Source organism: Microbacterium sp. NPDC097977, assembly GCF_040302605.1.
In the GTDB taxonomy this organism is placed as follows: Bacteria; Actinomycetota; Actinomycetes; order Actinomycetales; family Microbacteriaceae; genus Microbacterium.
Genome location: NZ_JBEOUR010000042.1, coordinates 1 through 13,417 on the forward strand (window position 1 = coordinate 1; position 13,417 = coordinate 13,417).

General features: G+C 69.6%; 15 protein-coding genes. 8 read left to right on the forward strand and 7 right to left on the reverse strand.

All coding sequences use genetic code 11. The features are described 5' to 3' along the window. The first annotated feature begins 558 nt into the window (after positions 1 to 558). Positions 559 to 867: an immunity protein CdiI family protein gene (locus ABTZ43_RS10755; protein WP_314094000.1), complete on the forward strand. Its 309-nt coding sequence runs from the start codon at positions 559 to 561 to the stop codon at positions 865 to 867. 105 nt (positions 868 to 972) lie between these two features. On the opposite strand, the gene ABTZ43_RS10760 is transcribed toward ABTZ43_RS10755, so the two are convergent. The 4 genes from ABTZ43_RS10760 to ABTZ43_RS10775 form a co-directional block, all read right to left on the reverse strand. Further along, complete coding sequence (locus ABTZ43_RS10760) at positions 973 to 1,194, reverse strand: hypothetical protein (RefSeq protein WP_350538780.1); 222 nt, start codon at positions 1,192 to 1,194, stop codon at positions 973 to 975. 108 nt (positions 1,195 to 1,302) lie between these two features. Further along, positions 1,303 to 1,920: a TetR/AcrR family transcriptional regulator gene (locus tag ABTZ43_RS10765; RefSeq protein ID WP_350538781.1), complete on the reverse strand. Its 618-nt coding sequence runs from the start codon at positions 1,918 to 1,920 to the stop codon at positions 1,303 to 1,305. Positions 1,921 to 1,984: 64 nt separating this feature from the next. Beyond that, positions 1,985 to 2,920: an NAD(P)-dependent oxidoreductase gene (locus tag ABTZ43_RS10770; protein ID WP_350538782.1), complete on the reverse strand. Its 936-nt coding sequence runs from the start codon at positions 2,918 to 2,920 to the stop codon at positions 1,985 to 1,987. Positions 2,921 to 2,940: 20 nt separating this feature from the next. Next, positions 2,941 to 3,924 carry a LacI family DNA-binding transcriptional regulator gene (locus ABTZ43_RS10775; protein ID WP_350538783.1) on the reverse strand — a complete coding sequence of 328 codons (984 nt, stop codon included), beginning with the start codon at positions 3,922 to 3,924 and terminating at the stop codon, positions 2,941 to 2,943. A gap of 97 nt (positions 3,925 to 4,021) precedes the next feature. Between ABTZ43_RS10775 and ABTZ43_RS10780 the strand changes: the two genes are divergently transcribed. From ABTZ43_RS10780 to ABTZ43_RS10790, 3 genes are read left to right on the forward strand one after another with little or no spacing between them, the layout of a single operon-like run. Next, complete coding sequence (locus ABTZ43_RS10780) at positions 4,022 to 5,152, forward strand: Gfo/Idh/MocA family protein (protein ID WP_350538784.1); 1,131 nt, start codon at positions 4,022 to 4,024, stop codon at positions 5,150 to 5,152. Continuing rightward, positions 5,149 to 5,907, forward strand: a complete 759-nt coding sequence (locus tag ABTZ43_RS10785) for a cupin domain-containing protein (RefSeq protein WP_350538785.1) — start codon at positions 5,149 to 5,151, stop codon at positions 5,905 to 5,907. The genes ABTZ43_RS10780 and ABTZ43_RS10785 overlap by 4 nt, the downstream gene beginning before the upstream one ends. Then, the gene (locus ABTZ43_RS10790; protein ID WP_350538786.1) at positions 5,904 to 6,965 is read left to right on the forward strand and encodes a Gfo/Idh/MocA family protein; all 1,062 of its coding nucleotides are present in this window, start codon (positions 5,904 to 5,906) and stop codon (positions 6,963 to 6,965) included. The genes ABTZ43_RS10785 and ABTZ43_RS10790 overlap by 4 nt, the downstream gene beginning before the upstream one ends. 162 nt (positions 6,966 to 7,127) lie before the next feature. Here ABTZ43_RS10790 and xylB read toward each other — a convergent pair whose 3' ends face one another. Both xylB and xylA read right to left on the reverse strand, forming a co-directional pair. Continuing rightward, complete coding sequence (gene xylB, locus ABTZ43_RS10795) at positions 7,128 to 8,414, reverse strand: xylulokinase (protein WP_350538787.1); 1,287 nt, start codon at positions 8,412 to 8,414, stop codon at positions 7,128 to 7,130. A 5-nt stretch (positions 8,415 to 8,419) separates the two neighbouring features. Beyond that, on the reverse strand, positions 8,420 to 9,607 hold the full coding sequence (gene xylA, locus ABTZ43_RS10800; RefSeq protein WP_350538788.1) for a xylose isomerase: 1,188 nt from the start codon (positions 9,605 to 9,607) through the stop codon (positions 8,420 to 8,422). An 86-nt stretch (positions 9,608 to 9,693) separates the two neighbouring features. Here xylA and ABTZ43_RS10805 point away from each other — a divergent pair, with 86 nt between their 5' ends. After that, complete coding sequence (locus ABTZ43_RS10805) at positions 9,694 to 10,878, forward strand: ROK family transcriptional regulator (RefSeq protein WP_350538789.1); 1,185 nt, start codon at positions 9,694 to 9,696, stop codon at positions 10,876 to 10,878. A 75-nt stretch (positions 10,879 to 10,953) separates the two neighbouring features. Continuing rightward, complete coding sequence (locus ABTZ43_RS10810; RefSeq protein ID WP_350538790.1) at positions 10,954 to 11,589, forward strand: GyrI-like domain-containing protein; 636 nt, start codon at positions 10,954 to 10,956, stop codon at positions 11,587 to 11,589. 87 nt (positions 11,590 to 11,676) lie between these two features. Here the strand turns inward: ABTZ43_RS10810 and ABTZ43_RS10815 are convergent, their stop codons facing one another. Then, complete coding sequence (locus ABTZ43_RS10815; RefSeq protein ID WP_350538791.1) at positions 11,677 to 12,069, reverse strand: nuclear transport factor 2 family protein; 393 nt, start codon at positions 12,067 to 12,069, stop codon at positions 11,677 to 11,679. A gap of 90 nt (positions 12,070 to 12,159) precedes the next feature. Here ABTZ43_RS10815 and ABTZ43_RS10820 point away from each other — a divergent pair, with 90 nt between their 5' ends. Continuing rightward, complete coding sequence (locus ABTZ43_RS10820; protein WP_350538792.1) at positions 12,160 to 12,615, forward strand: winged helix-turn-helix transcriptional regulator; 456 nt, start codon at positions 12,160 to 12,162, stop codon at positions 12,613 to 12,615. Then, complete coding sequence (locus ABTZ43_RS10825; protein WP_350538793.1) at positions 12,612 to 13,412, forward strand: DUF1206 domain-containing protein; 801 nt, start codon at positions 12,612 to 12,614, stop codon at positions 13,410 to 13,412. Before ABTZ43_RS10820 ends, ABTZ43_RS10825 begins: the two co-directional genes overlap by 4 nt. The last annotated feature ends 5 nt before the right edge of the window (positions 13,413 to 13,417 follow it).

Consider the following 13,417-nt stretch of genomic DNA (forward strand, 5'->3'; position numbering starts at 1 on the left):
GCTCCCCCGGGCGTCGACGGGGGCGCGGTCCGTCCGGCCCGCCCGGCCGCAGGATCGGGCTGGCATAGCGGAGGCACGCGTGCTGCAGATGCGCGGCAGCGTCGCAGAGGCCATGCACCGGTCGAGCGGCTCGACGCGGCTGGTGAAGTACGCGGGCTGGAGACGCGCAGTGCCGGGACCGTGGAATACCGGAGTGAGCGCAGCGAGGGAGGATATGCCGCGAAAGTCCGGAACGCAGCGGTGGATGCGTAGCTATCGTGGCGCAGCTCCACACCGCCTGGGAAAACAACGTCCGCGGCCGCAGGCCGCGGAGAAGAGAAAGGGTTGGCGGCCTCGGGGAGCTGTCAGCGTTCGACCTCTGTGTCGGCCTTCGAGCGGTGCTACAGCTGGTCGGGGCCTGAGGCCGCCGAATTCCGTATGGGGAGTTTTCTGTGGGGTCAGGGGAATTACCTGCAGTTTCAGATCAGGTAGCTCTGACCTCGGGAGGGCCGTTGTAGGAGGGGCGCGCGGTCGGGAGGAACACTTGACGATCCGGGGCCGACCCGATGGACTAGTTAGATGCTATCGACCCCTGATCCCGGCGAGTTCTCCGAGGGGCTCGTCGTCATGCCTGAATGGGCAAGCTCGCAACGGGTGGCAGGAATCTACTCTCCCCGTCTGTCGAAAGACCTTCAGGCGCGCATTCGCGCGTGGAACGACGAGTGGAAGTTCACGCTCAACCCTCAGAAGACGATCCACTGGCCTGACCCCGAGATAGGGCGCCGGTGGATAGAGGAAGGGAACGCTCTCGTCGAGGCAATTCAGGCAGAGCTCGGGCCGAGAATTCACGTCGTCGGCAGGTTCTCTGAGTACGCCCCGGAGCCTTAATCGCGCGTCGATGGCTGAGCCGGAGCGTTGACAATGACGGTGGGCCGACAGCAGCTATCTTCTGCCAACCCACCGTCGTGTGAGTACTCTTAAGAGTCGCCTACTTCAGTAGGAGGTACATGCTGGGATAGCGCTGTTGTCGCTGAGGAACGAGGTCACGATCTCGTGGGAAATGTACGAGACGATGACATTCACCCTCCACATTGAGTAGGGCACGCCGTCTTTCCAGATGTAGTAGTCAGCAGAGAAGCAGGTGGTCTGGTTCGTGTACTGCTTCACCGGATCGGGGTACGACCAGGCGATGGCGTCTTTCGAGGCATCAAACATGAAATCATCCCAGGTGTAGGGCGTCTCGTATCCGAGCGCGTCGTGGGGCGCGTGCGGGAGGGACGGGGGCGCGCGCTGCGTGCCGCCCGATCGCAGGATCGACCGGGCCTATCGGCGGTGGTCGCCGGCGAGCAGGTTGTCGAGCATCTCGAGAGCGGCCTCATGGTCGACCGACGGGTCGAGGAGCCATTGCGTCTGCAGCCCGTCGGAGGCTGCGATGACGAGGGCCGCGACGAGCGCGGGGTCGAGGTCGTCGCGCAGCTGTCCGGTGGACTGCAGCAGACGCACCCGCTCGGTGAGCTCGACGCGGAGTCGACCGAATCGCTGGGTCGCGAACTCGTGGGCCGGGGAGCCCTCCTCCTCGAGTGCTGTGGCGACGAGCGTGGAGTACAGCTGGATCAGGCCGGGGATGCTGCGGTTCTCCTCGGCGGAGACGCGCATCATCAGCGCAGGGCTCACATCCGCCGGCGTCTCGGGGTGCTCGGAGTCGGAGCGGCGCTCGTGCTCGCGGTAGACGGCCACGAGCAGGTCTTCGAGAGAGCCGAAGTAGTGCGTGAGGGCGGCGTGCGTCACGCCGACCTCCTGAGCGATCGCGCGCAGGCTGGTCTTCTTCGCCCCGCGTCTCGCGAACACCTCGATCGACTTGTCGAGGATCTCCTGACGCCGCGCGATGCCCTTCGCGTAGCTCCCTCGCGGTCCCGACGATCGGGGTGTCGGATCGGTCATCCTCCGATGATAGCGAGGGCGCGTCGAAAACCTCCGATTGGAGGTTATTCAGCGGCCGTACAGCTCAGGGGTGCACCTGATTGACGAGCTCGTCACCCGCCTGCAGTCGGGCGATGTTCTCATCGACCAGGTCCGCGGCGCCGACCGGGCGGTTGCCGGCGACGTGCGGGGTGAGCAGGAGGTTCGGTGCCTCCCACAGCGGATCGGATGCCGGCAGCGGCTCGGCCTTCGCGACGTCGATCGCCGCCGCCCGCAGCTGCCCCGACTCGAGGGCGGCGATGAGGGCGGTCTCGTCGACCGTCGCCCCGCGCCCGACGTTCACGAACACGGCACCGCGCTTCAGCGTCCCGAAGATCTCGGCATCGTACAGGTCGGCGGTGGCGTCGGTGGCGGGGAGGATCGACACCAGAACGTCGGTCTCGGCGAGGAGCGCCGCCGCGTCGGCATCCGCGTGCACCTCGAAGCCCGCTCGGCGTCCGGCCGTGCGGGCGATGCCCTCGACCTGGGCTCCGAGCGCTGCGAGCAGCGGGGCGAGGGTCGAGGCGATCGAGCCGAACCCCCAGATCGTGACGCGGGCGCCGTCGAGGGTGTGGTGTGCGCGCGTCGCTGACGCGGCCTGCTCCTGGTTGAACGCGTCATCCCAACGGTGCTCATGCTGCGCGTCGCGAAGACGGTCGATCCGGCGCACGGCGCTCAGGATCAGCGCGAGCGCGTGCTCGGCGACCGGGCCGTCGTGCAGAGAGCGCCCCGAGCAGATGCGCACCTCGGGGGCGAACCCGGCGTTCAGCACCGCATCGGCGCCGGAGGCGAGCGCCTGCACGAGACGCACCCGCGGCAGGGATCCGGCCGCGTTCTGCAGCCAGGAGGCGGAGTTGCCCCAGACGACGAGCATCTCGGCATCGCGATGCTCGTCGGGGATGTCGGCGGCCGTGTCGTAGACGACGGCGTCGACATCGGCCGTCAGCGGCAGTTCGATGGTGTTCGGGATCAGGATCTTCATGGGTGCCTCCGTGTTCGCGATCAGGACTGGGGGGATTCGGTCGACTCGCGCCAGACGACGGTGAGCAGGCGCTCCGGTTTCGGCGGCGGATCCTCCCCGCGCACCGCCGCGATGAGACGGTGCATCGAGTAGGCGCCGAGACGCTCGCGATCCTGCGAGACGCTCGTCAACGACGGTACGAGGAACTCGCTCTGCAGGTGGTCGTCCCACCCCGTCACGGCCATCTCGTCGGGCAGACGCCAGCCGCGACGGACGGCTGCCCGGATGGCTCCGGTGGCGAGGAGGTCGTTCGCGGCGATCACGGCGAGCGGCGGCGCGTCGTCGGGCAGTGCGGCGATCGCCGCCGCGCCGGCCGCCGCGCTCCAGTCGTTCGCGACGATGCCCAGCGAGTGCAGGCCCAGGCGGGTGATCGTCTCGACGTACGCCTCGCGTCGCGCACGTGCGGAGGGGAACTCCTCGGCGCCGGCGAGGTGCAGGAAGCGTCGATGGCCCTGCGCTGCCAGGTGCGTGATCATCTCGGTGATGGGACGCGCGTCGGTGAACTCCCCGGTCATGTGCATTGCCTCGTCGAACTCGCCCACCGGCAGCACGACAGGCCCGCCCTCGGTGTCGACGGCGGGCAGGGGAGTGAACGAGAGGATCCCCTCGTACTGGCCCGAGTCCACCACGTCGCTGAGCCGCCCGCCTCGATCCGGCTCCTCGTCGGGCAGGTTGATGACCTCGACCACATACCCGGCATCACGGGCCGCCGAGATGGCCCCCGAGAGGAGCGTCAGCGGGTTCATCGTCGCGATCGGCACCACCACGGCGAGGCGGCCGGTGCGCTGCGTGCGCATCGACCGTGCGGCGAGATTCGGCCGGTAGTGCAGCTCGGCGGCGGCGCGCAGCACCCGGTCGCGCGTCGCCACGGAGATGCCCGAACGGCCGGTGAGGACGAATGACACGGTCGACTGCGAGACCCCGGCGAGATGCGCGACGTCGTGGCTGGTCGGTCGCCGTTCCATGCATCCATCCTTCCGGGTTGACGTGTCCGGGGTGTCCTTCGATAGTATCTACTACGTCTTAGTAATACGTAGTAACAGCTCAACGAGGAGTCGCGTCATGCTCAGGATCGGCATCATCGGGACCGGCGGCATCGCCGACGCCCACATCGAGGGGTATCGCGCGTTCCCCGAGTCCTGCGAGATCGTGGCGCTGGCCGATGTCGTGCCGGGCAAGGCCGAGGACAAGGCCGTGGCCTTCGGCCTCACCGAGGTCGCGGCGTTCGACGACCCGCACGCGATGCTCGCGGAGGCGCGGCTCGACATCGTGAGCATCGCGACCCCGCCCTCGACCCATGCCGCCCTCGCGGTCGCTGCCCTCGACGCGGGCATCCACGTGCTCGTCGAGAAGCCCATGGCGCCCTCGCTCGAGGAGTGCGATGCGATGCTCGCCGCGCAGCAGCGCTCGGGCAGGATCCTGTCGGTCGTCGCGCAGAACCGCTTCCGCGACGACCTCGCGGCCCTCAAAGACGTCGTCGACTCGGGGATCCTCGGCTCGATCTCCCACGTCCGCGTCGACTCGGCCTGGTGGCGGGGGCTGCCCTACTACGACCTCTGGTGGCGCGGAACGTGGGAGAAGGAGGGCGGCGGATGCACGCTCAACCACGCCATCCACCACATCGACCTGCTGCTGTGGCTGCTGGGCAGCCCCACCGAGATCACCGCGATGCTCGCCAACGCGCAGCACGAGAACGCCGAGGTCGAGGATCTGTCCGTCGCGCTCTTCCGCTACGACCGCGGACTCGCGCAGCTGACCAGCTCGGTCGTGCATCACGGTCAGGAGCAGGCGATCGTGATCCAGGGTGCGCACGCGCGAGTCTCCCAGCCCTTCTCGGTCGTCGCCGAACGATCCCGTCCGGACGGCTTCCCGGAACCGGGCGGTGATCCCGACGTCGTGTCCCGCATCGAGGCCCTCGTCGCCGCACGCACTCCGCTGACCCACCTCGGTCACGAAGGACAGATCGGCGATCTGCTCGCCGCCGTCCGCGAGGGACGCGTCCCGGTCTCCACGGGCCAGGACGGGCGCAACGCGGTCGAGGTCGTGACGGCGATCTACAGGGCGGGCTTCGAGCGCGGGTTCGTGTCCCTGCCCATCGCGGCATCCGATCCGTACTACCGGGCGGGCCGCCTCGTCGCGAACGCGCCGCACTTCTTCGAGAAGAAGGCCTCGCTGATCGAGGCGGCATCATGACCTCATCCTCGTTCCCCGGCGGCACGTCGCTGTCGCACCTGGACGTCTATGCGGATGCGGCGCCCGACGGCATCTGCGGCGGGAGCCCGCACATGCACCTCGTCTCGACCGAGGCCTACGTGGTGATCTCGGGGCAGGGCGCGCTGCAGACGATCGACGCGGACGGCTTCCGAGAGACCGCCCTGTCGGCGGGATCGGTCTTCTGGTTCACCCCGGGAACCATCCATCGTGCCGTGAACCGTGGCGACCTCCGGGTCGTCGTGCTGATGAGCAACGCAGGGCTGCCCGAGGCGGGGGATGCCGTGATGACCTTCCCGGCAGAGGTCCTGGCGGACCCCGAGGCGTACGCGGCGGCGGCGTCCCTCGGAGGCGAGAGCGGCAGAGCCGCGCGCGCGTCCGCACGTCGGGACCTCGCCGTGACGGGATTCGAGACTCTGCGGGATGCGGTCCTCGCGGGGGATCATGCGGCGCTCGACGACTTCCATGCCGCCGCGGGTGCGTTGGTGCGCGATCGTGCCGAGGCGTGGAGCGACCTCGTGCGCGCACGTCCGCTCGCGCAGGCCGAGCAGTCGCTCGCGCTCGCCGCAGCCGTCGCATCCGGTTCGGTGGCGCACCTCGCTGATGCGCGCGTGCACCAGGCCGTACCCTCGGTGGGGGACCGCGGGTACGGCATGTGCGGCCGCCTGCGCACCTACGACGTGACAGATGACGACATGACCGACGGCGCCGCGACCGACGAGGAGAACGACCGATGACCCGCACGTACACCTTCGATCCGCTGCCCGAGCCGGTCGTCGGCCCCGGAGAGTTCGTCTTCGCGGCCGTCGGCCTGGCGCACGGGCACATCCACGGGATGGTCGAGCAGCTCATCGATGCCGGTGCGACCCTGGCGCTCGTCCACGACGACGACCCCGCGAAGGTCGCCGACTTCCTCGAACGGTTCCCGCAGGCGCGGGCCGCCGCGAGTGAGCAGGAGGTGCTCCGCGACCCCGAGGTGCAGCTCGTCGCGAGCGCGTCGATCGCGAACCAGCGGGCTCCGCTCGGCGTGCGCGTGCTGGATGCGGGCAAGGACTTCTTCGCCGACAAGCCCGCCATCACCACGATCGACGACCTCACGGCCGCGCGCGACGCCGTGGCGCGCACCGGCCGCACCTTCGCGGTCTATTACGGCGAACGGGTGCACTCCGAGGCCGCGATCCTCGCCGGCCAGCTGATCGACCAGGGTGCGATCGGCACCGTGCTGCAGGTCGCGTCGTTCGGGCCGCACCGCATCGGCGCCGGGCGCCCGGACTGGTTCTACGACCCGGAGCAGTATGGCGGCATCATCTGCGACATCGGCAGCCACAACTTCGAGCAGATGCTCTATTACACGGGCGCGACCGATGGCGAGATCGTCAGTTCGACGGTCGCCAACTACGCGCATCGCGAGACTCCCGGACTGCAGGACTTCGGAGACGCGCACGTCGTGCTGAACAACGGCACGACCGGGTACGTGCGCGTGGACTGGTTCACGCCGGCGGGTCTCGACGTCTTCGGCGACGGACGCACGGTGCTGCTCGGAACAGACGGCTACATCGAGCTGCGCAAGTACACCGACATCACGACCGACAACGGCGGGGGTCAGGTGCTCCTCGTCAACCACGACGGCCAGTTCCGCTTCGACGCGACGGGAAAGACGGGGTTCCCGTTCTTCGGGCAGCTCATCCGCGACTGCCTCGACCGCACGGAGCATGCGATGACGCAGGAGCACGCCTTCACGGCCGCCGAGCTCAGCATCATCGCGCAGCGGGATGCTCGGGTGCTCGCCGGCTGACGGCATCCGTCTCGTGCGGCGGAGAACTTCGCCTCGGGAGGAAGTATGCGGGGGATCTCTCCTCCCGACGCGGAGTTCTCCTCCCGACGCGGAGTTCTCCTCCCGACGCAGAGTTCTCCGCCCGACGCGGAGCTCTCCTCCCGAGAGGTTGGTGCCGCTCGCTCAGCCGACCAGCTGGGCCGCCTGTCGCGCCGCGCCCAGCGCCACGTACTCGCCGGGCTCGGGCACCTCGACCGTGAGGCCGAGGATGTCGGGAGCGATCCGGCGCACGGCCTCGGACTGCGCGCCTCCGCCGATGAGCAGGGCGCGCTCGAGGGGGATGCCGAGCTCTCGCAGGGCGTCGAGGCCCGCGCCGAGGCCGCGCAGCATGCCCTCCACCGCGGCGCGCGCGAGGTTGGCCCTCGTGGTCGACGCGAGCGTCATCCCCGACAGTGATGCCGTGGCGTCAGGCAGGTTCGGGGTGCGCTCACCCTCGAAATAGGGGAGGAGTGCCAGCCCGGCCGCGCCGGGATCGGCGTGCAGGGCGAGGTCGCTGAACTCACCGTGCGTGACCCCGAGCAGGGCCGCCGTGACATCCACGACGCGCGCCGCGTTCAGCGTCGCGACGAGAGGGAGGAAGTTCCCTGATGCGTCGGCGAAGCCGGCGACGGTGCCGGTGGGGTCGATGACGGGTGTCCGGCTGATCGCGCAGACGGTGCCGGAGGTGCCGATCGAGACGACGACATCTCCCGGCGCGGCGCCGAGTCCGAGCGCCGCCGCCGCGTTGTCGCCCGCTCCTGCGCCGACGCGGCGCCCGTCGACGTCTGTCACCCACTCGTGGTGCGCGAGCACGCGCGGCAGCACCACGTCGTGTCCGAGCGCCGCCACGAGCAGCTCGCGGTCGTACTCGCCGGTCGCGGGATTCCAGTAGCCGGTGCCCGAGGCATCCGAGCGGTCGGTGACGAGCTCGTCGAGCACCGGGTTGTGCGGGCCGAAGCCGCGCAGACGCCAGGTGAGCCAGTCGTGCGGCAGTGCGACGGCCGCGACGCGCGTCGCGTTCTCGGGCTCATGGTCGCGCAGCCAGCGCAGCTTGGTGATCGTGAACGACGCGACGGGCACCAGCCCCGTGCGCGCGGCCAGCACCGAGGCGCCGAACTCGGCGATGAGATCGGCCGCGGCGCCCGCCGAGCGGGTGTCGTTCCAGAGCAGCGCATCGCGGATCACGCGCCCTGACGCGTCGAGGGCGACCAGGCCGTGCTGCTGGCCGCCGATCGACCACGCCTCGACGTCGGAGAGCGGGCCCGCCTCCGAGATCGCGTCCTCGAGAGCACGCCACCAGGACTCGGGGTCGACGGACGTCCCCTCGGGGTGCGCCGCACGAGCGGTGCGGACGACCGCACCGGTCGCGGTGTCGACCACGACCGCCTTGCAGGACTGGGTCGACGAGTCGACCCCGAGCACCAGCGGCATGACGATCAGCGGGCGCCGAGCAGGTGCTCGGTCGCGAGCTGCTGCAGGCGGACGAAGCCGAACCCCTTGCCGCCGAAGTACGCGCTCGCGTCGAGGTCCTCGTAGGCGGCGCGGTCCGCGAGCAGGTCGTCGTACGTCTCGCCCGGGGCGAGGGTGGGTGTCGCCAGCTCATCGACGCGCGCGGCGGCGAGTGCCTCCTGCACCTCGGGGTCGGCGCGGAACGCGGCGGCCCGCTCCTTGAGCAGCAGGTAGGTGCGCATGTTCGCGGCGGCCGAGTCCCACACGCCGGTCTCGTCCTCGGTGCGGCTGGGCTTGTAGTCGAAGTGGCGGGGGCCGTCGTAGGCGGGAACGCCTCCCGGGCCGCCGTTCTCGAGCAGGTCCACCAGCGAGAACGCGTTGTGCAGGTCGCCGTGACCGAACACCAGGTCCTGGTCGTACTTGATGCCCCGCTGGCCGTTGAGGTCGATGTGGAAGAGCTTGCCGTGGTACAGGGCCTGCGCGATCCCGGCGGTGAAGTTGAGGCCGGCCATCTGCTCGTGGCCGACCTCGGGGTTCACGCCCACGAGCTCGGGTCGCTCGAGCGAGTCGATGAAGGCGATCGCATGCCCGAGAGTGGGCAGCAGGATGTCGCCTCGGGGCTCGTTCGGCTTCGGCTCGATCGCGAAGCGGATGTCGTAGCCCTTGTCGGTGACGTAGTCGCCGAGCAGGTTCACGGCCTCGCGGTAGCGCTCGAGCGCCTGACGGATGTCCTTCGCGGAGTCGTACTCGGCGCCTTCGCGACCGCCCCACATCACGAACGTCTTGGCGCCGAGCTCGGCGGCGAGGTCGAGGTTGCGCAGCACCTTGCGCAGGGCGAAGCGGCGCACGTCGCGGTCGTTCGAGGTGAAGCCGCCGTCTTTGAAGATGGGAGCGCTGAAGAGGTTGGTCGTCACCATCGGGACGATCAGTCCGGTGTCGGCGAGCGCGCCCGTGAGGCGGTCGATCTGCGTCTGGCGCTCGGCGTCCGTCGATCCGAAGGCGAACAGGTCGTCGTCGTGGAAGGTGAGGCCGTAGGCGCCCAGCTCGGAGAGCTTCTCGACGGCGTGGACCACGTCGAGCGCGGGTCGGGTGGGGCCGCCGAACGGGTCGGCTCCGTTGTAGCCCACGGTCCACAGGCCGAAGGAGAACTTGTCGTCACGGGTGGGAGTGGGCATGTCTGCTCCTGTGCAGGTCAGCGAATAAGTTGTGAATCACAACATATCTCATGTCGGTGCGGTCGTCCACCCCCTACAGTGAAGGGATGCCGTCACAGCCGAGCCCCGCGCCGGGCACGCGCGCCCACAATCTCTCCCGCATCCTGCGGGTCGTCCACGAGGACGGCGCCCGCTCGAGGGCAGCGCTCACCGAGCAGACCGGACTGAACCGTTCGACGATCGCCGACCTCGTGGGGGAGTTGGTGCGGAGGGGACTCGTCGACGAGCGGATCCCCGACGTCGCGGGTCGGGTGGGCCGCCCCTCGCCGGTCGTGAGCGCGTCGGCACGGGTCGTCGCGATCGCGGTGAACCCCGAGGTGGATGCCATCGAGATCGCCGCGGTCGGCCTCGACCGCAGCATCCTGGTGCGCGAGCGGCTGCCCAACCGTGACACGCCCACCCCCGAGGCCGTCGCCGAGACGATCGCCGGCCGTGTGACCGCCTGGCGCGACGGCCCCCTCGCCGACGTACGCATCGAGGCCGTCGGCGTCGCCGTCCCCGGTCTCGTGCGCACCTCGGACGGCGTCGTGCGCAACGCCCCTCACCTCGAGTGGGCCGACGTGCCGCTCGCTGATCTGGTGAGGGCTGCGACCGGGACGCCGACCTTCGTCGACAACGACGCCACGCTCGGTGCCATCGCCGAGCACCGTTACGGCGCGGGGCGGGGGATCGACGACATCGTCTACCTGAACGGCGGCGCGTCGGGCATCGGCGGCGGCCTGATCATCCAGGGCCGGGCGGTCGCGGGGGCGGGCGGATACGCCGGGGAGTTCGGACAGAACCGTCCGCGCATCTCCGCGGACGGCGACCGCCGCACGGGCGACGGCGTCCTCGAAGCGGAGGTGAGCAGGCGGCTGCTGCTCGACGCTGTCGGCCTCGACGCGGTCGGCCCGCACGCCGCCGACGACGAGACGCTCGACGCCGAGCTCTCCGCCTCGACCTCCAACGCGGTGTCCGAGGAGATCACGCGCCAGGCGCACGTGCTCGCGAGCGCACTGGCCAATGCCGTCAACGTGCTCAATCCGTCCCTCGTCGTCCTGGGAGGGTTCCTCGCGACGATCGAGGATCTGCGCTCCGAGCAGATCGCGGCAGACGTCGGTGCTCTCGCGATGTCCGAGAGCGTCGAGGGGCTCGAGATCCGCCCGGCAGACCTGGGCGTGGACCGGCTGCTGATCGGAGCCGCGGAACTCGCCTTCGCCGGTCTGCTGGCGGATCCGGGGGAGCGCAGCTGACGCCGCCCGATGTCGACCGTTCGTGCGACACTGTCGTCGCGGCCCGAGGGGCGCTCTGCGGCGAGAGGAACGGCGATGGCGATCGATCCGAAGAAGACGCTCGACGCCTACGCGGCGAAGCGGGGCGAGTTCCGCATCCTCGAGGTGCCGCCGATGCAGTACCTGATGATCGACGGCGCGGGCGATCCGAACACGGCACCGGCCTACTCCGATGCGCTCGCGGCGCTCTTCCCGCTGGCGTACACGCTCAAGTTCGAGAGCAGGAAGGCCCTCGGCGTCGACACCGTTGTGATGCCGCTCGAGGGGCTGTGGCACGCGCCCGACATGGCGTCGTTCACCTCGCGGCGCGACAAGTCGGCGTGGGTGTGGACGCTGATGGTCATGGTTCCCGACCATGTCACTACCGAGATGTTCACCGATGCCGTCGAGGCGGTCGAGCAGAAGGCGGCGAAGAAGAAGCAGTCGCACAACCCAACGCTGCGTTCGGTGCGCCTCGACACGCTCGACGAGGGACTCTGCGTGCAGACCCTGCATGTCGGCTCCTATGACGACGAGGCTCCGGTTCTCGCCGATCTGCACGAGCGGTTCATCCCCGACAGCGGCCTGCGCATGACCGGTCTGCATCACGAGATCTATCTCAGCGACGTCCGACGGGTCGAGCCGGCGAAGCTCCGCACCATCCTCCGGCAGCCGGTCGAGCGCGTGGGGTGACCCACCGGTCCGGCGCCGGGGCCGGAGAGCGCCGATGCGCCTCTCCGACCTCAGCGTCAGCCTCGGGCGTGGCCGCTGCTCTCCGTCTCAGGCGTGGCCCCAGAATGCGTCTTCCGCCTGCTGGTCCTCACTGATCAGCCACACCTCCGCGATCCGCCCGGCCGCCACGCGGAACACATCGACGCCGTGCTGATCGAGATCCGCATGTCCCTCGCGCGCGGCGTGGAAGCGCACCGTCGCCGACACGAGATCGCCGCTCTCGGCCGCCGAGTCGGTCTCAAGGACGAAGGTGCCACCGCTCAGCTCCATGAAATGCCCGAGGTGCGCCAAGATCGCCTCAGGGCCGACCTTGTCGCCGGAGACCTGGCTCGTGCCCGGCTGGTGCCAGACGGCATCCGCGGCGAAGGTCTCCGCCAGCGCCTTCATGTCTCCCGCGGCCAAGGCCGCCCCGTACTGTCCCACGATGTCGATCGCCGACATGATGTCCTCCTCGTCGTCTCGGTATTCTGAGCATCCAGCGTCTCCATACGGGCGTGGTCACTTCAACGTCACCGGAGGGATGCCGAGCAGATGAGCCCCGAGTGGACCGTGTTCTCCTCGAGCTGCCCGTCGCGCGCGTCGTTGGCGCGGGTGGCCAACAAGTGGACCGCGATGATCGTGATCCTCCTGCACGAGGAGCCGCTGCGGTTCGGCGAGCTGCACCGCAAGGTCGAGGGGATCACGAAGAAGGTCCTGGTCGACACTCTTCGCGCACTCGACCGTGACGGCATGCTCGCGCACGCGGTGGACGACGACGGACACGCACGCTATCGGCTCACCCCGCTCGGGCGCACACTGCACGAACCGCTGCAGGCTCTGCGGATCTGGGCGGAATCGCATGTCGACGAGGTCCTCGACGCCCAGGATCGCTACGACGACGAGGCCGACCGCCGACTCCTCGGCGACGGCGACGGCGATGGCGTGGGCGATGGCGCCGCCGCACGCCCCGCCGATGCCTCGTCACGCGGCGATATCCTGCAGGGATGACCTCCTCCCCGAAGGATGCCGCGCGCACGGCCCAGCATTCCGACGCCTTCCGCCGTGTGGCGCGGGCGGGTTTCGTGATGGTGGGTGTGGTGCACATCATCATCGGAGCCATAGCCATCTCGATCGCTTCGGGCGGTGGCGGGGATGCCGATCAGGACGGCGCGATGGAGCAGATCCGCTCGACTCCGATCGGCGGACTGCTGCTCGCCGTGGTCGCCGTCGCGCTGATCACGCTCGCGATCTGGCAGGTCGCGAGCGGCATGCTCGCCTCGGGCGCGGAACCCCGCAAGTGGGGCCAGCGGGTGAAGCTGATCGGAATCGCCGGCGCATACCTGGTGATCGCCGGGCTCGCGTTGATCTTCGCTTTCGGCGGCACGGTCGAGTCCGAGAAGACGTCGCAGACCCTCAGCGCGGTGGTGCTCTCCGCCCCGGGAGGGGTGGTGCTGCTCATCATCCTGGGGCTCAGCGTCGCAGGTGTCGGAGTGGGGTTCGTCGTCATCGGATTCACGCGCGGATTCAGGAAGACGATGGACGTGCCGACGGGACCTGCGCGGCCGGGCATCCTCGCCCTCGGTGTCGCGGGCTACCTCGCGAAGGGCATCGCGATCGCGGTCACCGGCGTGCTGTTCGTGGTGGCGGCGTGGACGCAGGATCCCGAGAAGGCCGCAGGCCTCGATGCCGCGCTGCGCAGCCTCACCGATCTGCCGTTCGGGCGCCTCGTGCTGTGGGTCGTCGGTGCAGGGCTCGTGATCTACGGCATCTTCTCCATGGTCCGCGCCCGCTACGCGCGGATGTGAGCTCG